Genomic DNA, 23,020 nt, shown 5'->3' with positions numbered 1-23,020 from the left:
CCGAGGAAGGGCCCCACACCCATGGCCACACCGACCGGCCCCCTGCATCTGGCCGCCGCCATCGACGGCGTCGGCCAGTACGAGGCGCCGTACTACATCGAGCTGGCGCGCCTCGCCGAGGGCGGCACGCTCGACTTCGTCACCCTGGACGACACGTTCGGCCCGCCGGGGGACGGGCAGGGCAGGCTCGACGCGCTCGCCGTCCTCGCGCGCGTCGCGCCCGCCACCGAGCGGATCGGCCTGGTGCCGACCGTCACCACCACCCACACCGAGCCGTTCCACGTCTCGTCCGCCGTGGCCACCCTGGACTGGGTGAGCCGCGGCCGGGCGGGCTGGACCGTCGAGGTGTCGGCCACCGAGGCGGAGGCGCGGCTGGTCGGCCGCCGCCCCGCCGCCCCCGCCGCCGAACTCTGGGCGGAGGCGGGCGAGGTGGCCGACGTATCCGCCCGGCTGTGGGACAGCTGGGAGGACGACGCGGAGATCCGCGACACCGCCACCGGCCGCTTCGTCGACCGCGACAAGCTGCACTACGTCGACTACGAGGGCACCGCCTTCCGGGTGCGCGGCCCGGCCATCGTGCCCCGCCCGCCCCAGGGCCACCCGGTGGTCGCCGTCGCCGCCACCGACCCGGTGACCTGGGACACCGCGGCCCGCCACGCCGACGTGGCCTGCGTACGGGCGACCGACGCGGGGGCGGCGGGCCGGATCCGGGACGAACTGCGGCGCCGCGCGGCGGCGTACGGCCGGGACCCGGGCGCGCTCACCGTGCTCGCCGCCCTCGCGGTGGACCTGGGCGACGGCGAAGGCGCCGTCGAACCCGCCCCCGCCCAGGGCCCGCTGACCGCCCCGGACGGGCTGACCGCCCGGGACGGTGCCCCGCCGCTGTACCGCGGGGGACCGGTCGACCTCGCGGACCTGATCGCCGGATGGCAGGACGCCGGTGCCGTGGACGGCTTCCACATCACCCCCGTCGTCCCGCGCCGCGACCTGGAGCGCTTCGTCAACGGCACGGTCGCGCTGCTCCAGCACCGCGGGCTGTTCCGCACCTTCTATCCCGGTACGACGCTCCGCGAGCACCTGGGGCGGCCGCGCCCGGCCAACCGCTACACCCGCGCGAGGGAGGCAGCCCTGTGAACGACCGACAGCAGCCCCGGCAGATCCATCTGGCCGCGCACTTCCCCGGCGTCAACAACACGACGGTGTGGGCCGATCCGCGGTCCGGCAGTCAGATCGACTTCAGCTCCTTCGACCATCTGGCGCGCACCGCCGAGCGCGGTCTGTTCGACTTCTTCTTCCTCGCCGAGGGACTGCGGCTGCGGGAGCACGGCGGCCGCATCCACGACCTCGACGTGGTGGGCAGGCCCGAGTCGCTCACCGTGCTGAACGCGCTCGCCGCCGTCACCGACCGGCTGGGCCTGGCCGCCACCGTCAACGCGACCTTCAACGAGCCGTACGAACTCGCCCGCCGCCTCGCCTCCCTCGACCACCTCAGCGGGGGCCGCGCCGCCTGGAACGTCGTCACCTCCTCCGACGCGTTCACCGGCGAGAACTTCCGGCGCGGCGGCTACCTCGACCGGGCCGACCGCTACACCCGGGCCGCCGAGTTCGTCGCCACCGCGCGCGAGTTGTGGGACTCCTGGCCGGAGGGCGGTGCGCCGCGCCCGTTCGCGCACCGGGGCGAGCAGTTCGACATCGAGGGGCGGTTCGGCGTACCGCGCTCCCCGCAGGGTCATCCGGTGGTGATCCAGGCCGGGGACTCCGACGAGGGCCGGGAGTTCGCGGCCTCCGCCGCCGACATCATCTTCACCCGGCACGGCGGCCTGGAGGCGGGCCGCGCCTTCTACGCCGACGTCAAGCGGCGGCTGGCGGCGTACGGCCGGGCGCCCGGGGATCTGAAGATCATGCCCGGCGTCACCTTCGTCCTCGGCGACACCGCGGCCGAGGCCCAGGAGAGGGCCGCCGAGATCCGGCGGCAGCAGGTCTCACCGCAGACCGCGATCCTCACCCTGGAACAGGTCTGGGGGGTGGACCTGTCCGGATACGACCCGGACGGTCCCCTTCCGGACATCGACCCGGACCCCGGCTCCCAGCTCGTCCAGGGCCGGGTGCGGCACGCCGATCCGCTGGCGCTCGCGGCCAAGTGGCGGGCGCTGTCGGAGGAGAAGGGGCTCTCCATCCGGCAGACCGTCATCGAGACGACCGGGCGGCAGTCGTTCATCGGCACCCCGGAGGCGGTTGCCGGGGAGATGGCGCGTTTCGTACGGGACGAGGCCGCTGATGGCTTCATCCTGGTGCCGCATCTGACCCCCGGCGGGCTCGACGAGTTCGTGGACCGGGTGGTTCCGCTGCTCCAGGAACGGGGCGTCTTCCGCACCGCGTACACGGGCCGCACCCTCCGCGACCATCTGGGGCTTTCCCGCCCGGGCGCCCCGGAATAGGCGGTACCGGAGGCGGCCGTACGGGGGCGGGGCCAGGGGGCCGGGCACGGAGTGGAACCCGGCGGCCACAGCGCTCGTCTCACCGGGTGCCCGAGGGAAGGGCGCACTGCCCCGGCGGCCGAAAGGCGCCGGGGCCATGTGGCGTGTGCCCGGTGGGTTTCCGAATTGTCCTCTTGCCCTTTGCGGTCGTGGCCGCGAATACTTCCGGCAGCGCTTGTCAGGAGCACGTCGGGAATTTCCGTCCGGTGTGCTCGCTGACTGCGCCTCACGGGCCTGCCCACCCAAGCAGACCCCCGATTCCCTCGGAGGAAGAGTTGAGGATCAAGCGCATTACCCCCCACGGCTCCCGGGCGAGACGCATCGCACTCCTCGCCGCCACCTCGGCCCTGGTGGCCGGGACGGCGCTCGTCGCCCCCGCCGCCTACGCGGGGAACGACGCGGCCCGCACCTTCACCGCGGCCGAGGCCAAGGCGGCGGGCGACGCCGTCCTGGACGCCGATGTCGCGGGCACCGCCTGGTATGTCAACAAGGCGACCAACAGCCTGGTCGTCACCGCTGACAGCACCGTCTCCCAGAGCGAGATAGCCAAGATCAAGGACGCGGCGGGCGCCAACGCCGACGCGATCGAGGTCAAGCGCACCCCCGGCAAGATCAGCAAGCTGATCTCCGGCGGTGACGCGATCTACGCGAGTAGCTGGCGCTGCTCGCTCGGCTTCAACGTGCGCAACAGCAGCGGGGCGAACTACCTCGTCACCGCCGGCCACTGCACCGACGGTGCGGGCACCTGGTGGTCGAACTCCGGCAAGACCACCACCGTCGGCCCGACGTCCGGCTCCAGCTTCCCGACCAACGACTACGGTCTGGTCCGGTACAGCGGCTCCGCCACCCCCGAGGGGACCGTCGGCAGCCAGGACATCACCCGGGCCGCCAACCCGACCGTCGGCCAGACGGTCACCCGGCGCGGCAGCACCACCGGCACCCACAGCGGCCGGGTCACCGCGCTGAACGCCACCGTCAACTACGGCGGCGGCGACATCGTGTACGGCATGATCCAGACCACCGTCTGCGCCGAGCCCGGCGACAGCGGCGGCCCCCTGTACTCCGGTTCCACCGCCCTCGGCCTCACCTCCGGCGGCAGCGGCAACTGCTCCTCCGGCGGCACCACGTTCTTCCAGCCGGTCGTCGAGGCGCTGAACGCGTACGGCGTGAGCGTCTACTAAGAGGACTACGAGAGGACGCGGTCGGCGCACCGATCGACGCACGCCCCCGCCCGGGCCCTCCGGGCGGGGGTTTCCGGTTTTCCGCAGGTCTCCCAGGCCGGGCGGAGCGGGACTATCGTGGACATCGGTACCCCGGGTGGGGCATCGTTCGCGATACGGACGGCAGGTGGCCGTGATGCTCGATGCACTCGTGACAGTGGTGGTGATCCTGGCCTGTGCCGGTGTCGTCTGCGCCATGGCGGCGGCCCGCGTGGTCAAGCAGTACGAGCGGGGGGTGGTCTTCCGGCTCGGAAGGCTCCGCTCGGATATCCGGGGGCCCGGCTTCACCATGATCGCTCCGGTCTTCGACCGGCTCCGCAAGGTGAACATGCAGATCGTGACGATGCCCGTGCCCGCCCAGGAGGGCATCACCCGCGACAACGTGACCGTCCGGGTCGACGCGGTCGTCTACTTCAAGGTCGTGGACCCGGCCGAGGCGATCGTCGCGGTCGAGGACTACCGCTTCGCGGTCTCCCAGATGGCCCAGACCTCGCTGCGTTCGATCATCGGCAAGAGCGATCTGGACGATCTGCTCTCCAACCGGGAGAAGCTCAACCAGGGGCTGGAGCTGATGATCGACAGCCCGGCCGTCGGCTGGGGCGTCCACATCGACCGCGTCGAGATCAAGGACGTGTCGCTGCCGGAGACCATGAAGCGGTCGATGGCCCGCCAGGCGGAGGCCGACCGGGAGCGCCGGGCCCGGGTGATCAACGCGGACGCGGAGCTCCAGGCGTCGAAGAAGCTCGCCGAGGCCGCCGCGCAGATGTCCGAGACCCCGTCCGCCCTCCAGCTGCGGCTGCTCCAGACGGTGATGGCGGTCGCCGCCGAGAAGAACTCCACGCTGGTCCTGCCCATCCCGGTGGAGCTGCTGCGCTTCCTGGAGCGGGGCCAGCAGCCCCCGGAGGTGGCCCGAGTGGACGGCGGCGGCGCCAAGGAACCGGTGTCCGCCGGGCAGGAGGCGGTCCCGCCCGCTCCGGCCGTCCCCAGGCTGACGGAGCGCGAACCGGAGCATGAACCGGAGCGTGTCGTGGAGCGGTGACCCGCGCATAAAAACCCCGTGCCCGCGTGCCCGTTCGAGGCGCGCGGGCACCGTCATGTCCTGATATGAGGATCTACGCTCCATAAATTTCACGCAGATGACGTGAACGCGGTCTTGTGCGCCCCCGGCCGCGCTGGGAATACTCGGCGGCGCAATTTGGCATGGACGCGCTCCCTCACGGGCAGGCGCGCCCCGTGCCGTACGCCCTCCGGGCCGGGCACCCCACTGCCGACGGCCCAACCCCCCACTGGAGGACCGAGAGTTGAAGCACCGCCGCATACCCAAGCGCCGTGCCGTCATAGCCGGGGCCGGAGCCATGGCTCTGGCCGCCGCCGCCCTCACCTTGCAGAACGCCAACGCCGCCCCCGCCGAGCCGCAGCCCCACACGCTGTCGGTGAACTCCGCGGGCAAGCTCGCGAACACCCTCACGTCGGCGCTCAAGACTGACGCCGCCGGTACGTACTACGACGCCAAGGCCAAGAAGCTCGTGGTCAACGTGGTGAACAAGGCCGCTGCCGAGCGGGTCCGCGACGCGGGCGCCGAGGCCAAGGTGGTCGAGCACACGCTGGCCCAGCTGAAGCAGGCGCGCGCCACCCTGAAGGACAAGGCGACCATTCCCGGCACCTCGTGGTCGGTCGACCCCAGAGCCAACAAGGTCGTCGTCACCGCGGACAGCAGCGTCAAGGGCAGCCGGATGGCCACGCTCAACAAGGTCGCCAAGAGCCTGGGCGACAAGGTCGAGGTGAAGCGCTCGGCCGGTAAGTTCTCCACCTTCCTCGCGGGCGGCGACGCCATCTGGGGCGGTGGCGGGCGTTGCTCGCTGGGGTTCAACGTGGTCAAGGACGGCCAGCCGTACTTCCTGACGGCCGGTCACTGCACCGAGTCCATCAAGAGCTGGTCCGACTCGCAGGGCGGTGACGAGATCGGGGCCAACGAGGGCAGCGACTTCCCCGGCAACGACTACGGCCTGGTCAAGTACACCAAGGACGTCGCGCACCCGAGCGAGGTGAACCTCTACAACGGCGACAGCCAGGCCATCTCCAAGGCCGGTGAGGCCACCGTCGGCCAGAAGGTGACCCGCAGCGGCTCCACCACCCAGGTGCACGACGGCGAGGTCACCGGCCTGGACGCCACCGTCAACTACCAGGAGGGCTCGGTCAGCGGGCTCATCCAGACCAACGTCTGCGCCGAGCCCGGCGACAGCGGCGGCGCGCTCTTCGCGGGCGACACGGCGCTCGGTCTGACCTCCGGCGGCAGCGGTGACTGCTCCTCGGGTGGCGAGACGTTCTTCCAGCCGGTGCCGGAGGCCCTGGAGGCGTACGGCGCCAAGATCGGCTGACGCGCCGACAGCTCGCGACAGCTGTAGCCCGGCAGATCTCTCGCGGCACGCGCCCGCGCAGGGACAGGCCCCCGGACACCCGTGGACGGTGTCCGGGGGCCTTCGCTTCGCTCAGCCCCGCTCGGAACGTGCGGACCTCAGAACTCGTAGAGCTGGGTCACGGCCGCGTTCTTGAGGCAGTTGTTGGCGAAGGTGTGCTCGTACGACACCCGCTGACCGTCCCAGATGCCCTCCGCGGTGACGGTCACCGGCCGCCATTCCTTGGTGCACATCCGGCCGGACTCGGTCGCCTCGGTCAGCGTGGAGAACTCGCCGTTCACGGCGCGCAGTTCGGCGCAGGCTCGGGCGGGCGCCGGGTGGGTACCCGTGGGGGTGGGCTGACAGCTCAGCGTCACCGCCCGCTGTACGGCCACCGAGGACGCGTCGTCGGGTCCGTAGCCGACGGTGAGGACCAGCGCGGAGGGCGGGTACAGGCTCTTCGGCGTCGCGGGCTCGGCGTGTGCCGTGCCGCTCACCCCCAGTCCGAGCGCGGCACTCATGGCCAGCGCGGCTCCGAGGCCACCGATCGCCCCTGTCGTCTTCCGCATATCGAACACTCCCTTGCTCGTGCTTGCAGATACCGGACGGAGTTCTACGCCCCACGCATCGGGAACGCACGTTGATCGAGCACTTCCGGTCGCTACAAGTAGCCATTCGGTGGCTCATTGTCGCGCGTGCACGGTGTGGCCCTGGGGAACGCCGCGTGTCGACCGGGTGCGGGCAGATGTGCGGGCCGGGGGAGTGCGATCGGTGCGCCGTCCTGTCGAACGACAGTTCAGCGCCACTCAAATCGATTCAAGCGCGCTCGATTGAGGGGCGGTCCGGGGGTGTCGGTGCGTGAGTGACGCCAGGGCGAGAATCTGCCAGGGCAAGCCGACCGTAACGGGACGAGTCAGTCGAGTCCGTCGCTGAGCGGACCGGTGTGGCGGCCCCAGCCGTACGCGCGGTCGGCCCGCAGCCGCACCACCAGGCGGCGGTCCGCCACCATCGCGGCGCGGAACTCCTCCCAGTCCGGGTGGTCGCCCTGGATGGCCCGGTAGACCTCGACCAGCTCGTCGGCGGTGGCGTCGTGGGGGTCGGTCGTCACCGGTGTCAGCTCGGCGGTGCCCTCGGCCACCAGATAGGAGAAGCGGTCGCCGCTGGTGACGTAGAAGCTCGCGCGCGGATCGCGGCGCAGGTTGCGGGTCTTGGCGCGGTCGTCGGTGACCGAGATGCGGATGAGGTGCTCGGCCGGGTCGTAGCTGTAGGCGACGTTGGACAGCTGGGGGCGGCCGTCGCGCTTGAGGGTGACGAGCGCGCCGGTGCGCTGTTCCCGCAGCAGGTCGAGCAGGGTCGGCTCCGTCATGGTGATCAGCATACGGGCGCCGATGGCTGATTTCCCGGGATGCGACACGCGGAATGAAGGGAGGATTTGCGTGCTTATGGTGTATATGGAAGCGCTGCGAGGGGCGGCCGGTACCCGTTCGACGTCGCTCGCACGCTTGTTCGAGAATGGGGTTAAGGTGGGGGCCGGGGAGGACGAGCAGAGCAGGATCGGCCAGGGGGTGTGACCAGCAGGAGGTGCGGATGCCAGGCTTCACGCATCTGCACACCGCCTCCGGGTTCTCCATGCGGTACGGCGCCGCGCACCCGGAGCGGCTGGCGGCGCGCGCCGCCGAGCGCGGCATGGACGCCATCGCGCTGACCGACCGCGACAGCCTCGCCGGAGCGGTGCGGTTCGCCCGGGCGAGTGAGGCCGCGGGGGTCAGGCCGCTCTTCGGGGTGGATCTGGCCGTCCAGGCGGAACCCCCGGACCCCGGGCGCACGGCCCGGCGGCGCACGCCGGTGCGCGGCGGGGCATTCATCGACGAGTCCGCGCCCCGGGCGGTCTTCCTCGCCCGGGACGGCGCGGCCGGCTGGGCCGCGCTGTGCGGGCTGGTCTCCGCCGCCCACGCCGGGCTCGGCCACCCCGGCTCCGCCCGTGCCAACGGCGACGGACCGCCCCTGCTGCACTGGAGCGATCTGCTGAGCGCCCCCGGGGCGCTCGCCCCGGTGACCGCGCTCCTCGGCCCGGACTCCGACGTCGGCCGCGCCCTGGCCGCCGGACGCCCCGACCGGGCCGCACGGCTGCTCGCCCCCTGGCGCGAACTGTTCGGCGACGCACTGCGTCTTGAGGCCGTATGGCACGGCCGCTCCGGCACCGGGCCCGGCTCGTTGCGGCTGGCCGCCCGTACCGTCGGCTTCGCCGCCGACCAGGGCGTCCGGGCCGTCCTCAGCAACGCCGTCCGCTACGCCGACCCCGGCGAGGGCCCCGTCGCCGACGTCCTGGACGCCGCCCGCAGGCTCGTCCCCATCGACCCGCGCAACCCCGCCTCGCTCGACAGCGGGGAACGCTGGCTCAAGGGCCCGCGCGACATGGCGCGCGCCGCCGAACGGATCGCGGAGGCAGCCGGGCAGCGGCGGGACGGCGCGCACCGGCTGCTGGAGGAGACGGCGCGCACCGCCGCCGCGTGCCTGGTCGACCCCGAGGACCACATCGGCCTCGGCACCGTCCACTTCCCCGAACCGCGCCTGGTCGGGGCGGGGCGGCGGAGCGCCGAGCGGGTGCTGCGGTCGCGCTGCGCCGCCGCCATGGTGCTGCGGGGCTACGACCGCGACCGGGCGCGCTGGGAGCGTCTCGAGGACGAGCTGCGCACCATCGAACGGCTCGGCTTCGCCTCGTACTTCCTCACCGTCGCCCGGGTCGTGGACGACACCCGGGCGCTCGGGGTGCGGGTGGCCGCCCGCGGCTCCGGCGCGGGCTCCTTCGTCAACCATCTGCTCGGCGTCGCCCACGCCGACCCCGTGGCCTGCGGTCTGCTGATGGAGCGCTTCCTGTCGGTGCGGCGGGCCGCGCTGCCCGACATCGACATCGACGTGGAGTCGGCGCGCCGCCTCGACGTCTACCGCGCGATCTTCGACCGCTTCGGGGCGGAGCGGGTCGCGACCGTCTCGATGCCCGAGACCTACCGGGTGCGGCACGCCGTACGGGACGTGGGCGCGGCCCTCGGCATGGACCCGGCCGAGGTGGACCGGCTCGCCAAGTCCTTCCCGCACATCCGCGCCCGCGACGCGCGCGCGGCGCTCGCCGAACTGCCGGAACTGAAGGAACTGCGAGAGGCGACGGCAGAGCAGGATCGTTTCGGCAAGCTCTGGGAGCTGGTCGAGGCGCTCGACGGCCTGCCCCGCGGCATCGCCATGCACCCCTGCGGGGTGCTGCTCTCGGACGCCGGGCTGCTCGCCCGTACCCCCATCGTGCCGACCAGCGGCGAGGGCTTCCCCATGTCGCAGTTCGACAAGGACGACGTCGAGGAGCTGGGGCTGCTCAAGCTCGACGTCCTCGGTGTGCGCATGCAGTCCGCGATGGCGCACGCGGTCGCCGAGATCCGGCGGGCCACCGGGCAGACCGTGGACCTCGACGACCCCGCGCAGGTCCGGCCCGGCGACCCGGCGACGTACGACCTGATCCGCTCGACCGAGACCCTCGGCTGCTTCCAGATCGAGTCGCCCGGCCAGCGCGATCTCCTCGGACGGCTCCAGCCCGACTCCTTCCACGACCTCGTGGTCGACATATCGCTCTTCCGGCCGGGCCCGGTCGCCGCCGACATGGTGCGCCCCTTCATCGACGCCCGGCACGGCCGCCACCCCGCCCGCTATCCGCATCCGGACCTGGAGGACGCGCTGCGCGAGACCTACGGGGTCGTCGTCTTCCACGAGCAGATCATCAAGATCCTGTCGATCATGACCGGATGCGAACGGGATCTCGCCGACGAGGCGCGCCGCGCCCTGTCCGACCCCGAACGGCAGGGCCGGGTGCGGGCCTGGTTCCACGCCGAGGCGGGCCGGCGGGGGTACTCGGCGGAGGTGCTGGGCCGTACCTGGGAGATCGTCGAGGCGTTCGGTTCGTACGGCTTCTGCAAGGCGCACGCGGTGGCCTTCGCGGTCCCCACGTACCAGTCCGCCTGGCTCAAGGCGCACCATCCGGCGGCCTTCTACGCGGGACTGCTCACCCACGACCCCGGGATGTACCCGAAGCGGCTGCTGCTGGCGGACGCGCGGCGGCGGGGCGTGCCGATCCTTCCGCTCGATGTGAACCGGTCGGGCTCCGACTATCGGATCGAACTGGTGTCCGGGATTTCTGGGGGCGGCGATATGGGCGTCCGGCTGGCGCTGAGCGACGTCCACGGCATCAGCGAGGCCGAGACGCGGCGGATCGCCGCAGGTCAGCCCTACTCCTCGCTCCAGGACCTGTGGCTGCGCGCCCACCCCGGGCGGCCCGTCGCCGAACGGCTGGCCCAGGTCGGGGCGTTGGACGCGTTCGGTGCGGGCCGCCGCGACCTGCTGCTGCACATCGCCGAGTTGCACCGGCAGCGCGCCGGGACCCATGACGAGGGTCAGCTGCCGCTGGCCGAAACCGGCCCGCCCGCCCCCGCCGGGCTGCCCGACCTCGACGACGGCGAACGCCTCGGCGCCGAGCTGGGCATCCTCGGCATGGACGTCTCCCGCCATCTGATGGCCGACCACCGGGCCTTCCTGGACGAGCTGGGCGCGATGCCCGCGAAGCGGCTGCGGTCGGTCCGGCACGGGGAGACGGTGCTCGTCGCGGGCGCCAAGGCCGCCACCCAGACCCCGCCGATCCGCTCCGGCCGCCGGGTCATCTTCACCACCCTGGACGACGGCACGGGCCTGGTCGACTGCGCCTTCTTCGACGACAGCCACGCCGCCTGCGCGCACACCGTCTTCCACTCCTGGCTGCTGCTGGTGCGCGGCGTCGTCCAGCGCCGCGGCCCGCGCAGCCTCAGCGTCGTCGGCTCGGCCGTCTGGAACCTCGCCGAACTGGCCCGGCTGCGCAGCGAAGGCGGCCTGGAAGCGGTCGCCGCCGAGCTGGCGGGCGCGGGCGCGGGTGCGGACGCGGACTCGGATGGGGCCGACTCCGGCCGCCGCATCCAGCTGTCCACCGGCTACGCCATGCACCCCTGGGCCGACCTCCGGCCCGCGGGGGACCAGTCCGCGACCGGCCGCAAGCTGTGGCACTCGAGCCCGGGGAGCGCGGGATGAGCACGAAACCGACCGGCGAACCCCCGCCCCCGACGGACGCCGTCACCCCGGCCGGGGGCGACCCCCATGTGCTGTACGTACGGTTCCAGGCCGACGCCCCGCTCGCCGAGGACGTCTATCAGGGGCTGCTCGCGCTGCTCGGCGAGGTGACGCCCGTCGTGGAGGCGCTGCCGCCCGATGCCGCGCTCGCCGATGTCCGTGGTGCGCTGCGGTACTTCGGGCGGGACGCGGCGGGGCTCGCGGAGATCGTACGGGTACGGGCGCTGGCCCGGTACGGCGTCGACTGCACCGTGGGCGTCGCCGCCAACCCCATGCTCGCCCGCATGGCCGCCCACGACGCCCCGCCGAACACGCCCGGCGCCGTCCGTACCGTCCCCGGCGACCCCGACGCCGTCGCCGGTTTCCTGGCCCGCAAGCCGCCCATCGCCCTGCCCGGCGTGGGCGCCGCGACCGCCAGGGCCCTGTGTGCGTACGGGCTCGACAGCACCGAGCGCATCGCCGCCGCGCCGCTGTCCACGTTGCAGCGGATCCTCGGCGCGGCGACCGCGCGCCGGGTGCACGCCTGGGCGCACGGCATCGACCCCGCGCCCGTCACCCCGAACGCCCCCGCCCGCGCCGTGGGTGCCGAGCACCGCTTCGACCGCGATGAGCTGGACCCGGACCGGCGGCGCCGGGCGCTGCTGACGCTCGCCGACGGGCTCGGCATCCGGCTGCGGACGAGCGGGCAGATCGCGGCCCGGCTCAGTCTCACCGTCCGGTACGCCGACCGCTCCTCGACGACCCGCTCCCGGACCCTGACCGAGCCGACCGCCCACACCCCGGTGCTGACCGCCGCCGCGTACGCGCTGCACGACGCGCTCGGGCTCCAGCGGGCCCGGGTGCGGTCCGTCGCGCTGCGGGCCGAGGGGCTGATGAGCGCCGAACTCGCCTCCCACCAGCTGTCCTTCGACGCCGCGGACGACAAGGCCCGCCGGGCGGAGGCCGCCGCCGACCGGGCGCGGGCCCGCTTCGGCGTGTCCGCGGTCCGGCCCGCCGGGTTCCTGGGGACCGGATTCCTGGACGTCGCGTAAGGGCTGCGTGAACCTTTCTTCACCGGCCGATGGCTGGAAGTCTTCGCTACCCACGCGTAATTTGATCCCCGCACCACACGTTTGTGATCCGGGTCACAGGGTGCGCCGTCAGTGCAACTCCACCCCCACCGCGAGGAGTTCATGTGATGCTGCCCTGGAGGAACATCCGCACCTTACTGCCCGCCCTGACCCTGGCGGTCGCGGCGGCGACCGCGGCCCCCGCCGCCGCGGCCGCCCAGTCGTCGCAGACCACCGACAGCGGCTGGAACGACTACTCCTGCAAGCCCTCCGCCCAGCACCCCCGGCCCGTCGTCCTCGTCCACGGCACCCTCGGCAACTCCGTCGACAACTGGCTCGGCCTCGCCCCGTACCTGGTCGACCGCGGCTACTGCGTCTTCTCCCTCGACTACGGCCAACTCCCCGGCGTGCCCTTCTTCCACGGGCTCGGCCCCGTCGACCGGTCCGCCGGCCAGCTGTCGTCGTACGTCGACCGGGTGCTCGCCGCCACCGGAGCCGCCGAGGTCGACATGGTCGGCCACTCCCAGGGCGGGATGATGCCCCGCTACTACCTGAAGTTCCTGGGCGGCGCGGCCAAGGTGAACGCCCTGGTGGGCCTCGCCCCGTCCAACCACGGCACGACCCTGTCCGGGCTGACGAAGCTGCTGGACTTCTTCCCGGGCCTCGACGACGCCGTCGCCAAGGCGGCCCCGGGGCTGATGGACCAGGTGGCCGGGTCGGACTTCCTGAACCGGCTGAACGCGGGCGGCGACACCGTGCCCGGGGTGCGCTACACCGTCATCGCCACCCGGTACGACGAGGTGGTCACGCCGTACCGCAGCCAGTTCCTGACCGGCCCGGACGTCAAGAACGTCGTGCTCCAGGACCTGTGCGCCTCCGACCTGTCCGAGCACCTGACCATCGGGATGACCGACGGCCTCGCCTTCCACGAGGCCGCCAACGCCCTCGACCCGGCGCACGCCACCCCGACGACCTGCGCCTCGGACGACTGACGCGGGGGGTCGATTCGGGCCCTCCGGCGCATCACCATGGGCCGCATGACCGGATTCGCGTCGTTCCTCGGGCTGTGTCTGCTGATCACGATCACGCCCGGCCTGGACACCGCCGTGGTGATCCGCAGCGCGCTGCGCGGCGGGCGTGCGGCCGGGTTGCGGACCGCGCTCGGCTGCGCGGCCGGGCTGTTCGTGCACGCGGCCGCGGTCGCCTTCGGCCTGGCGGAACTGCTGCTGCGCAGCGACGCGGCCTTCGAGGCGGTCAAGCTGGCGGGCGCCCTGGTGCTGGTCCTCCTCGGCGGGCGCTCGCTGTGGTCCGCCTGGCGGTCGCCCGGCGCCGCCGCCCCCGGCCCCGACTCCGCGCCCGCCGGGGAGCGTTCCGCGGCGCCGCGCGGCGGCAACCCCTTCACCGAAGGGCTGCTGACCAACCTCACCAACCCGAAGGCGACGCTGTTCTTCGTGGCGGCCCTGCCCCAGTTCGTCCCCGCGGACCGCGCGGCCCAGGCAGTGCCGATCGCCCTGGGCCTGGCGGCGGTCGCCGTGCTGTTCCAGTTCGCCGGGCTCGGCCTCACCGCCTGGGCCGTCCACCGTCTCCGCCATCTCCTCCGTTCCCGCCGGGTGCGGCGGGCTCAGGACACCCTGCTGGGGGCCGCCCTGATCGGTCTCGGGGTGCGGGTGGCGACGGAGTAGCCCGCACGGGCTATGCGGCTTATGCGGCTTATTCCGAGATCAGCTCGACCTCGATGTTGCCCTTCGTCGCCTTCGAGTACGGGCACACCTGGTGCGCCTGCTCGACCAGCTTGCGGCCGGTCTCGTTCTCCAGGTCGCCCGGCAGCTCGACGCGCAGCGTCACCTTGAGGGCGAAGCCACCGTCCGACTCGTCCTTGCCGATGCCGACCTCGGCGGTGACGGAGATGTCCTTGGTGTCCACCTTCGCCTGGCGGCCGACGAGGCCGAGCGCGCTCGCGAAGCAGGCGGCGTAGCCCGCGGCGAACAGCTGCTCCGGGTTGGTGCCCTGACCGTCGCCGCCGAGGGCGGGCGGCATGGCGAGGGGCAGGTCGAGCCGGCCGTCGGAGCTGACGGCGCGTCCGTCGCGGCCGTTCGCCGTGGCCACCGCGGTGTAGAGCGCATCCATGAAGACCAATCCCTTTCGAGTCCCGGTGGCCGGGGGAGTCCGGCCGGGGTCCGGCAGTGGCCCAAGTAGAGCACACAATTAAATTGTGCACAACTAAGAGGTACGCTGGTCATATGTCATCTCAGTCCGACCCGCTTCCCGCGCCGAGCGGAGCCGTCACGGCGGACGATCCGCTCCGGCTCGACCTCCAGCTCTGCTTCGCCCTGCACGCCGCCTCGCGCGCGTTCGGCGGCATCTACCGACGGGTGCTGCGCGACACGGAGCTGACGTACCCGCAGTACCTGGCGCTGCTGGTGCTGTGGGAGCACGGCGAGATGCCGGTCAAGCAGCTGGGCGAGTTCCTGCGGCTGGACTCGGGCACCCTCTCGCCGCTGCTCAAGCGCATGCAGTCGGCCGGACTCGTCACGCGCGAGCGCAGCGCGCACGACGAGCGCTCGGTGACGGTCCGGCTGACGGCGGAGGGCGAGGCGCTCAAGGAGCAGGCCCGCGAGGTCCCCCTGAAGGTGATCCGGTCGACCGGCCTGGACCACGAGGAGCTGGCCGATCTGCGGTCACGGGTGCAGCGGCTGACGGCGGCGCTCGACGCGGCACTGGCCGACGAGGAGGACTGAGCGTCCTCCCCGCCGGAGCCGTCAGGCGGGCTTGACGGCCGCCAGGACGCGCATACCGCGCGCCCCCGGCGCGTCGTGCACCACCTCGAGACCCGCTTCCCGGCACCGGTCGGCGAGCCAATCGGCGGCGATCCGCAGCTTCGGATACGCACCGGTGCGCAAGCGCCAGCCCTCGGATGTGCGGACGTGCAGCAGATCGTGGACCAGCGCGGTGTCTTCGTCGCGGTACTCGAGGAAGCAGGTGAGGATGCGGTCCGCGTCGCTCCGTACCGGAAGGAAGCGGTCCGTGCCCTCCAGCGGCCGGGTCAGGTCGCGGTACGTGAAGACCAGCCGACCGCCGGGTGCGAGCGCGTGGCCGGCGGCCGCGACAAGGGCGGGTACATCGTCCTTGGCGGGCAGATGGGTCAGGGTGTCGCCCATGCACACGATCGCGGCCACGCCGCCCGGGGCGGTGATCCGGGGCAGCGCGGTGCGGATGTCCTCCCGGACGGGACGTATCGACGTTCCGGGGAAGTCGGCGGCGGCCGCGGTGAGTTCGTCCAGCAGGGCCTGACTGGTGTCCACCGCGGCGATGTGGAAGAAGCCGAGTGACGCGAGGGCCAGCGTCTGGGCGCCGGGTCCGCATCCGAGGTCGACGGCGCGAGCGCGACCGGGGCCCGGGACCACGCCCAGCTCACGCAGCAGTACGGCCTGCTGCTCGGCTGCCGCCACGAGATCACCCCCGGTCATCCAGGTGTAGTGGGCGGCCAGCAGCCGCTCGTAGTGGGTCTCGGCGGATGTGCCGACGGCCGTGGTCATACGGGGTTCTCCTCGGAGTCGGCGCCGGCGGCCGAGCCGGGGACGCGGGCGCGCCGGAACGTCTGGAAGCACAGGGCCGCGGCCGCCAGGGCCAGCGGTATCAGCAGCAGGACGCCGGAGAGGACGAGGACGGTCGCGGTGATCGCCGCGCTGCCGACAGCCGACCACCACAGGGGCGTACGGCGCGGCAGCAGCATCAGCGCCGCCAGTAGCCCGGCCAGGGTGACCGCGGCCAGGCATGTGGAGGTCGCGCGCATCAGTCCGTCGAGCCCCGCCGCGCCGCCCGCCGCCAACGCCCCGACCGCCACGCATCCGGCGGCGAGCACGGCCAGGCTGCGCCGCGGCACCTCGCCGGGGGCACCGCCCCGGGCCAGCCACCGGGGCGCGGCACCGTCGCGGGCGAGGGCGGCACCGAGTCGGGCGGCGCCCGCGACATAGGAGTTGACGGCGCCGAAGGTGAGGAACAGCGCCGCGACGGCGGCCACCGCGCGCGCCGCGCCGCCCACGCTGCGGGTCAGCAGCGCGGTCAGCGGGGTATCGGTGGCCGCGGCGGCGGGGCCGAGCGCGCCGACCGTCACGATCGCGAGCCCCAGGTACAGCACGCTGACCACCGCGAGCGTGAGCGCGGTGACGCGCGGCAGATCGCGCCGCGGATCGGCGAATTCGGCGGACAGATGGCTGGCCGCCTCCCACCCCGCGAACGCGAAGAAGAGCACCCCCGCCGCCGAGCCGACCGAGCCCCAGCCGCCCGGCATGAACGGCGTGAAGTGCGCGGCGCGCACCTGTGGCGCCGCCGCGGATGCGGCCGCCAGCAGCAGCGCCGTCAGCAGCCCGACCAGCAGCAACTGCACCCGGCTGGACAGCCGCAGCCCGCGGCAGTTGGCGGCGAGAGCGACCGCCAGGACCAGCGCGGCGACGGCCGCCGTCCCCGTGTGGCTCCAGCCCGCGGCGGCCGCGGCGTACTGCCCGCCGATCCACGCGGCCGCGACCACCCCGACCGGTACGGTCCCGTAGAACCACCACCCCACGACCGCCGCCGCACGTGGTCCGACGGCACGGTGGACGTACGTGGCCACCCCGCCGCCGTCCGGGAACCGGGCGCCGAGCGCCGCGAAGCACGCGGCGACCGGCACGCTCGTCACCAGCAGGGCGGTCCACGCCAGAACTGAGGCGGGCCCGGCGGCCGCGGCCGCGAGCGCGGGCAGCGCGAGCACCCCGGGCCCGAGGACGGCGCCCGCGTACAGGGCGGTGCCGCCCCCGGTGCCGAGGCGGCGGGGCGAGGTGAGGGGCGGTCGCGGAGGAGCGGACGGTTTGGTCCCTTGTGCGGTCATGCCGAGGAAAGCTAGCTGGTCAGACGGGCATTCGGTGAGATCGCCGAAGGAAATTCGGCGAGCCTGGAATCATGCTCGCCATGGACGAACTTGATACGGCGATCGTCCGCGAACTCCAGCGCGATGCACGCCAGACCAACCGCGAACTCGCCCGCACCCTCGGCATCGCCCCCTCCACCTGCCTGGAGCGGGTCCGGGGGCTGCGCAACCGCGGCGTGATCACCGGCTATCGGGCGACGGTCGACCTGCGCGCCCTGGGCCGCCCGGTCCAGGCCCTTCTCGCGGTCCGGATCCGGCCGTTGAGCCGGGAGGTCATCGAGGGGTTCAAGGCGTACCTGATCACGCTGCCCGAGGTGCTGTCGGTGTTCGTGGTCGCGGGCGGCGACGACTTCCTGGTCCACGTGTCGGTGGCTGATGTGGACCGGCTGCACGCCTTCCTGATGGACCGTGTCTCGGGCCGCAAGGAGGTCGTGGACTTCCGCAGTTCGATCATCTATCAGCATGTGGCGGGCGATGTGATCACCGAGCTGTGATCCCCGAGCTGTGATCACCGGACTCGATCACCGCACCGGGGTCACCGGGCCGGGGTGATACTGGAGTGTTCGGTTCCGGGGGGTGCCGTCACCATTCCCCGGGACCGGCCACCGGCCGTCTCCGGGACCCACCGCACATGCCGAGAATGATTGAGTGGTGTCGGATGCGTGGAAGGTGTCAGACATGACCGGAACTCACCCCCGCGCGGGCGCCGATACGGCCCGCAAGTCCGCCATCGAGCTGGTCGAGACCTTCCTCGACCCCGGCAGCCGGCGCAGCTGGGACCAGCCGGTCGAGATCACCACGACCGACCCCGACTACCGGGCCGACCTGGAGCGGGCCCGCGAGCGCACCGGGCTCGACGAGTCGGTGATCACCGGCGAGGGGCGCATCGAAGGGCGCCGGGTCGCCTATGTGGCCTGCGAATTCCGCTTCCTGGCGGGCTCGATCGGGGTCGCGGCGGGGGAGCGGCTGGTCCGCGCCGTCGAGCGCGCCACGGCGGAACGGCTCCCGCTGCTGGCCGCCCCGGCGTCGGGCGGGACCCGGATGCAGGAGGGCACGGTCGCCTTCCTCCAGATGGTGAAGGTGGCGGCGGCGATAACCGACCACAAGGCCGCGGGCCTGCCGTACCTGGTGCACGTACGCCACCCCACCACCGGCGGCGTCCTCGCCTCCTGGGGCTCCCTGGGCCACGTCACCGCCGCCGAACCGGGCGCCCTCATCGGCTTCATGGGCCCGCGGGTGCACGAGGCCCTGTACGGCGAGGAGTTCCCGGCGGGCGTGCAGGTCGCCGAGAACCTGATGAACCACGGCCTGATCGACGCGGTGCTCCCGACCAGCCGCCTCGCGGAGGTCGCGGCGCGGGTGCTGCGGGTCCTGTGTGGCGACCAGGACGCACCGGCTGGTGTCGGTTTTCGGTCAGGCGCCGAGGCCGGTGCCGCCGAGCCCGCCGAGCCCGCCGAGCCCGCCGCGTCCGCCGCGTCCGGCGAGTCCGGCGAGTCCTTCGAGCCCGTCGAGCCCGGCGACGCAGCGGGGCGCGGGGGTGCGGGGGCCACGGCGGTCGGGCCCTCGGCCGAGGAGTCGATCCGGGCCTCGCGGCGGGAGGACCGGCCCGGGGTGCGGGATCTGCTGCGGGTCGCCGCGGAGGACGTGAGCCCGCTCAGCGGGACCGGCGCCGGGGAGCACGACCCCGGGCTGCTGCTCGCCCTCGCGCGGGTCGGCGGGGTGCCCTGTGTGGTGCTCGGGCACAACCGGCGCGGGCGCCGCGGCAGTGAGCGCGCGTCGGCCGAGGGCCAGCCGCTGGGGCCCGCCGGGCTGCGTACCGCGCGGCGCGGGATGCGCATCGCGGCCGAGCTGGGGCTGCCGCTGCTCACCGTCATCGACACCGCAGGCGCGGCGCTCAGCCGGGAGGCCGAGGAAGGCGGGCTGGCGGGGGAGATCGCCCGCTGTCTCGCGGACATGGTCACGCTGCCCGCGCCCACCCTCTGTCTGCTGCTCGGCCAGGGCGCGGGCGGGGCCGCGCTCGCGCTGCTGCCCGCCGACCGGGTCGTGGCCGCGCGGCACGCCTGGCTGTCGCCGCTGCCGCCCGAGGGCGCGTCCGCCATCCTCCACCGGACCACGGAGCGGGCGTACGAGGTCGCCGACCGGCAAGGGGTGCGCTCCGCCGACCTGCTGGCCGACGGCATCGTCGACCGCGTCGTGGAGGAGGGCGAGGAGGGTGAAGGGGAGGGGTTCCTCGGGCGCCTCGGGCGCATCCTCGGCGCCGAACTCGCCGCCCTCCGTGCCCAGGACCCCGAGGAGCGGCTCGCCGCCCGCCGGGCCCGGCACCGCCGTATCGGGGTGCCGAGTTGACGGCGTAACAGGGCCAAACGGGCGCACCAGTCAGCCGAATTGGCAGTCTTAGGCATGCCTAACCTAATCTCGGCTCGTGAACGAGAATGATCTCGACACGGCACCCCGGCCGTTCTCCACCCCTGCCCCTGCCCACCCCGCGCCCATCCACCTTCTCGCCCTCAATCCGACCGACTCCGTCACCGAAGGCTTCCTCCCCGCCGCCGCCCGCCTCGGCCTCGCCGTCACCCTCCTCACCGACCAGCCCGAGGCGCACGAGCGCGCGTACGCCCGCCATGCGGACCGCGGCGGACAGCTCCCCGCCACGCTCGACGTCGCCCCCTGCGACGTACGGGACTTCCGCGAGGTCATCAGCCGGATCGCCGCCGCCCCCGACGGCCGACGCCCCCGCGCCGTCTTCACCAACAGCGACCACCTCCAGACCCAGGCCGCCCTCGCCGCCGCCTACTTCGACCTCCCCGGCAAGGACTGGCGCGCCGCCCTCCGCACCAAGAACAAGGCCGAGCTGCGCCGCGCCCTCGCCGCCGCCGGTGCCGACACGATCTGGTCCACCGAACTCGGCACCGGCGACGACCCGTCCACCCTCGCCGACCTCGACGCGCCCTTCCCCTGCGTCGTCAAGCCGCGCGAGGGCGTGGCCAGCGAGGACGTCGTCCTCGTCGCCGACGCGGCCGAACTCGTCCGCAGCTGCCGCGACATACGCGCCCACCGGCCCGACGCGGCGCTGGTGATCGAGGAATATCTGCACGGCGAACTGCGCACCCTCGAAACCCTCGGCGACGGCCGCACCCTCCACGTCCTCGGCGCCTTCCGCACCGACGTCTCCCCGCCCCCGCACTTCATCGAGGAACGGCTGCACCTCCTGCCCGCCCCGCCCCCGCAGCCCCACACCGGCCAGGTGCTGGCCCAACTCCGGGCGCTGGGAGTAGGATTCGGCGCTTGCCACACCGAATACGTCGTCCAGGGCGACCGGGCCCGCCTCATCGAGGTGAACTACCGTGCCATCGGCGACCAATGCGACCTGGTGCTCGCCGAACTCCTCGGCATCCCGCTCTTCGAGCACATCCTCCGCACCCACCTCGGCGAACCGCTCCCGGCCGACCTCGGCGCCCGCACGGACGGCCGGGTCCGCATGGAGTACGTCATGGCCGACCGCCCCGGCCGCCTCGTCGCCGCCCCGGCGGCGGCCGTGACCGAACGCGACGGCGTACGGCTCGACTACCGCCCGCTGCGCGAGATCGGCGAGGAACACCCCCTCTACCGCACCAACCGCGACTTCCTCGGCGTCCTGCGCGCGACCGGCACCGACCAGGCGCGGATCGACACGGCCGTGACGGAGTTCCTGGCGGCCCACCGGTGGGAGATCGCGTCATGAGCCGCGCGGAAGGGGAGGAGGCCGAGGAGGAACTTCTCGGCCGGGTGCTCGACACCCTGCTCCGTGAGGACGCGTACCAGCTGCGCAGCCGCGCCCGCACCGTACGCCGCACCGACGGCGACTGGCTGCGCATCGCGCTGAGGGAGGGCGGAACCGTGCTGCTGCCGGTGGAGCCGGAAGGCTTCCAGTGCGAAATCCGCGCCCGCCGCCCGGTACGCCTCGAATGCGAGCCGCCGCCCTCGGCCGGGAGCCCCGGCCCCGGGTCCGCCCGCGCCGGGCGGCCCGGCGGGCACGCCGCCGCGTCGGGTGGCGCGGGTGCCGGTGGGTGCGATGCGGGGGATGGCGGTGGCGCGCCCGCGCGGGCGGACCGTGCCGGTCCGCGCCCCGTCGCGGCGGGCCCGGACGGGGCGACGCGTGCGGCCGAGCCGGGCCCGGGCCGCGCCGACGGCGGTACCGGCGAGGGCCGCGCGGCGCATGCCGGCGGCCCAGGGCCCGGCGCGGTGCCCGGAACCGGTGGCGGGGCCGTCGAGTTGCGGGGGCTCGACGCCGTCCTCGCGCGGTTGCGGGGGGCCGTGGCGCCTGAGGACCAGGCGCTGTACGACGCCTTCGTGGGGGAATGCCATCGCGCGCTGGACGCCAAGCGGCTGCACGACCGCATCCGGCCCGGTGTCGTCCGGGGGCTGGCCGCGCGGTACGGGGAGGCCGGGCGGTGGGCCGGGATGGGCGGGGGCGTCGCGTACGACACGCTGGCCGCCTTCCGTGACCATCCCGTCTACCCCACCAGCCGCGGCCGGTCCGTGTTCGGCGAGGACGCCCTGCGCGCCCACGCGCCCGAGTTCGCGCCCGGCTTCGCGCTGCGCTGGCTCGTGCTGCCGCGCGCGGCGGTCGGCGGCGATCCGGGGCGGCTGCCCCCGTGGTGGCCGCGGCCCGGGGAGCTGGGGCTGCCCGGGGGGCTCGACGCCGACCATGTCGCGTTGCCCGTGCATCCGCTCACCGTCGGCCGCCCCCTCGACGCCGCCCTCGACGCGACCGGGCTGCGCGGGCGGGCGCGGCTCGCCGAGCGGCCGTGGCTGGACGTACGGCCCACGCTGTCCATGCGGACCGTCGCCGTCGCCGACGATCCGCTCACCCACCTCAAGCTGCCGCTCACCACCGCCACCCTGGGGCTGCGCAACCGGCGGACCGTCAAGCCGGGCACACTTCTCGACGGCGAGGTGGCGCAGCGGCTGACGGAGGCGGTGATCGCGCGCGAGCCGCGGTTCGCGGACACCGTGCTGCTCGCCGACGAGACGACCCATCTGCACGCCGGGCACGAGCTGTTGGCCACGCTGGTCCGCCGCTATCCGCCGGGTCTGGAGAACGCGCAGGTCGTGCCGTTGGCCGGGCTGCTGGCCCGGACCCCGGACGGCAGGCTCGTGGTGGACGCGCTCGCCGAGCGGCACTACGGCGGGGACCTGTTCGCCCTGCTCGACGCGTACCTCACCCTCCTCTTCGACTTCCACACCACCCTCTTCGCCTACGGCATCGCCCTGGAGTCGCATCAGCAGAACACCTCCCTCGTCTTCGACGACACCGGCGGCCCGGCCACCCCACGGTTGCGGCTGCTCATCAAGGACCACGACGGGCCGCGCGTCCACGCGATCCGGCTCGCCGCGATGATCGGCGGGGCCGACGCCGCGGATCTGTGCGGGTTCGACGACCGCCGCATCCTGACGGGCGGCGACGGCCCGGTGGCGGACGTGTTCACCACCATCACCGTCCATCTGTGCGCCGCCGCGCTCGCCTTCGAGCTGGCCGCCCTCGGCCGCGCGCCCCTGGACGTCCTGCTGCGGCAGCTGCGCGCCCGGCTCACCGAGGCCGTCGAACGGACCGGCGCGGTGTACCCGGGGGCGGCCGCCGCCGTGCTGCGCGCCCGGGTGCTGGACGCGGACCGGCTGCCGGTCAAGGCGATGGTGACCGCGGGCACGCTGTTCACCAAGGCCCGGTCGGGCGCCGCCGACGTCAACAAGCACTACGTGACCGGGCCCAACTACCTTCTGCGGGGGCGCGGCAGATGACGGCCGCGACCTCCTTACCCCTCCACAACTCTCCTCTCCGCACCCGCTGGAGCCGCTC

Annotated in this window: 19 protein-coding genes; 14 read left to right on the top strand and 5 right to left on the bottom strand. The window is 73.6% G+C overall.

Going from position 1 to position 23,020, the window contains the following annotated elements:
• Positions 1-21 precede the first annotated feature (21 nt).
• The 5 genes from HYQ63_RS09775 (at position 22) to HYQ63_RS09755 (ending at position 6,075) form a co-directional block, all read left to right on the top strand.
• Entirely contained in the window at positions 22-1,134 is a 1,113-nt protein-coding gene (locus HYQ63_RS09775; protein WP_179933459.1) for an LLM class flavin-dependent oxidoreductase, read from the top strand.
• Positions 1,131-2,438 carry an NtaA/DmoA family FMN-dependent monooxygenase gene (locus tag HYQ63_RS09770; protein WP_179933458.1) on the top strand — a complete coding sequence of 436 codons (1,308 nt, stop codon included), beginning with the start codon at positions 1,131-1,133 and terminating at the stop codon, positions 2,436-2,438. Before HYQ63_RS09775 ends, HYQ63_RS09770 begins: the two co-directional genes overlap by 4 nt.
• Before the next feature lie 314 nt (positions 2,439-2,752).
• Positions 2,753-3,658 (top strand): S1 family peptidase, encoded by a 906-nt coding sequence (locus tag HYQ63_RS09765; protein ID WP_179933457.1) that lies wholly within the window; start codon positions 2,753-2,755, stop codon positions 3,656-3,658.
• A gap of 175 nt (positions 3,659-3,833) precedes the next feature.
• On the top strand, positions 3,834-4,736 hold the full coding sequence (locus HYQ63_RS09760) for a slipin family protein (RefSeq protein WP_179933456.1): 903 nt from the start codon (positions 3,834-3,836) through the stop codon (positions 4,734-4,736).
• A 262-nt stretch (positions 4,737-4,998) separates the two neighbouring features.
• A complete protein-coding gene (locus HYQ63_RS09755; RefSeq protein ID WP_179933455.1) occupies positions 4,999-6,075 on the top strand; it encodes a S1 family peptidase in 1,077 nt (358 codons plus the stop codon).
• 137 nt (positions 6,076-6,212) lie between these two features.
• Here the strand turns inward: HYQ63_RS09755 and HYQ63_RS09750 are convergent, their stop codons facing one another.
• The gene (locus tag HYQ63_RS09750) at positions 6,213-6,662 is read right to left on the bottom strand and encodes a subtilase-type protease inhibitor (RefSeq protein WP_039939416.1); all 450 of its coding nucleotides are present in this window, start codon (positions 6,660-6,662) and stop codon (positions 6,213-6,215) included.
• A 344-nt stretch (positions 6,663-7,006) separates the two neighbouring features.
• Positions 7,007-7,459 carry a PPOX class F420-dependent oxidoreductase gene (locus tag HYQ63_RS09745; protein WP_179933454.1) on the bottom strand — a complete coding sequence of 151 codons (453 nt, stop codon included), beginning with the start codon at positions 7,457-7,459 and terminating at the stop codon, positions 7,007-7,009.
• A 221-nt stretch (positions 7,460-7,680) separates the two neighbouring features.
• Between HYQ63_RS09745 and HYQ63_RS09740 the strand changes: the two genes are divergently transcribed.
• From HYQ63_RS09740 to HYQ63_RS09725, 4 genes are all read left to right on the top strand, one after another.
• On the top strand, positions 7,681-11,190 hold the full coding sequence (locus HYQ63_RS09740; RefSeq protein ID WP_179933453.1) for a DNA polymerase III subunit alpha: 3,510 nt from the start codon (positions 7,681-7,683) through the stop codon (positions 11,188-11,190).
• Positions 11,187-12,260 carry a helix-hairpin-helix domain-containing protein gene (locus HYQ63_RS09735; RefSeq protein ID WP_179933452.1) on the top strand — a complete coding sequence of 358 codons (1,074 nt, stop codon included), beginning with the start codon at positions 11,187-11,189 and terminating at the stop codon, positions 12,258-12,260. Before HYQ63_RS09740 ends, HYQ63_RS09735 begins: the two co-directional genes overlap by 4 nt.
• 146 nt (positions 12,261-12,406) lie before the next feature.
• Positions 12,407-13,270, top strand: coding sequence for a triacylglycerol lipase (locus HYQ63_RS09730; RefSeq protein ID WP_179933451.1), 864 nt, complete (start codon positions 12,407-12,409; stop codon positions 13,268-13,270).
• A 45-nt stretch (positions 13,271-13,315) separates the two neighbouring features.
• Positions 13,316-13,960 (top strand): LysE family translocator, encoded by a 645-nt coding sequence (locus HYQ63_RS09725; protein ID WP_179933450.1) that lies wholly within the window; start codon positions 13,316-13,318, stop codon positions 13,958-13,960.
• Positions 13,961-13,988: 28 nt separating this feature from the next.
• On the opposite strand, the gene HYQ63_RS09720 is transcribed toward HYQ63_RS09725, so the two are convergent.
• Positions 13,989-14,405, bottom strand: a complete 417-nt coding sequence (locus HYQ63_RS09720; protein ID WP_123108093.1) for an organic hydroperoxide resistance protein — start codon at positions 14,403-14,405, stop codon at positions 13,989-13,991.
• 113 nt (positions 14,406-14,518) lie between these two features.
• On the opposite strand from HYQ63_RS09720, the gene HYQ63_RS09715 reads away from it, so the two are divergent.
• Positions 14,519-15,016 (top strand): MarR family winged helix-turn-helix transcriptional regulator, encoded by a 498-nt coding sequence (locus HYQ63_RS09715; protein ID WP_179933449.1) that lies wholly within the window; start codon positions 14,519-14,521, stop codon positions 15,014-15,016.
• A gap of 21 nt (positions 15,017-15,037) precedes the next feature.
• On the opposite strand, the gene HYQ63_RS09710 is transcribed toward HYQ63_RS09715, so the two are convergent.
• Together HYQ63_RS09710 and HYQ63_RS09705 are read right to left on the bottom strand one after the other, a co-directional pair.
• Entirely contained in the window at positions 15,038-15,814 is a 777-nt protein-coding gene (locus HYQ63_RS09710; RefSeq protein WP_179933448.1) for a trans-aconitate 2-methyltransferase, read from the bottom strand.
• Positions 15,811-17,145: an APC family permease gene (locus tag HYQ63_RS09705; RefSeq protein ID WP_179933447.1), complete on the bottom strand. Its 1,335-nt coding sequence runs from the start codon at positions 17,143-17,145 to the stop codon at positions 15,811-15,813. Before HYQ63_RS09705 ends, HYQ63_RS09710 begins: the two co-directional genes overlap by 4 nt.
• Before the next feature lie 80 nt (positions 17,146-17,225).
• Here HYQ63_RS09705 and HYQ63_RS09700 point away from each other — a divergent pair, with 80 nt between their 5' ends.
• From HYQ63_RS09700 to HYQ63_RS09685, 4 genes are all read left to right on the top strand, one after another.
• Positions 17,226-17,678 (top strand): Lrp/AsnC family transcriptional regulator, encoded by a 453-nt coding sequence (locus HYQ63_RS09700; protein WP_179933446.1) that lies wholly within the window; start codon positions 17,226-17,228, stop codon positions 17,676-17,678.
• Positions 17,679-17,862: 184 nt separating this feature from the next.
• Positions 17,863-19,530: a carboxyl transferase domain-containing protein gene (locus tag HYQ63_RS09695; RefSeq protein WP_179933445.1), complete on the top strand. Its 1,668-nt coding sequence runs from the start codon at positions 17,863-17,865 to the stop codon at positions 19,528-19,530.
• 145 nt (positions 19,531-19,675) lie between these two features.
• On the top strand, positions 19,676-20,905 hold the full coding sequence (locus HYQ63_RS09690; RefSeq protein ID WP_257232586.1) for an acetyl-CoA carboxylase biotin carboxylase subunit family protein: 1,230 nt from the start codon (positions 19,676-19,678) through the stop codon (positions 20,903-20,905).
• Positions 20,902-22,962 carry an IucA/IucC family protein gene (locus HYQ63_RS09685; RefSeq protein WP_179933443.1) on the top strand — a complete coding sequence of 687 codons (2,061 nt, stop codon included), beginning with the start codon at positions 20,902-20,904 and terminating at the stop codon, positions 22,960-22,962. The genes HYQ63_RS09690 and HYQ63_RS09685 overlap by 4 nt, the downstream gene beginning before the upstream one ends.
• Positions 22,963-23,020: the final 58 nt, after the last annotated feature.

Origin of the sequence: Streptomyces sp. Rer75, from assembly GCF_013414305.1 — a bacterium.
In the GTDB taxonomy this organism is placed as follows: Bacteria; Actinomycetota; Actinomycetes; order Streptomycetales; family Streptomycetaceae; genus Streptomyces; species Streptomyces himastatinicus.
This window is presented reverse-complemented; position numbering and strand designations above follow the sequence as displayed.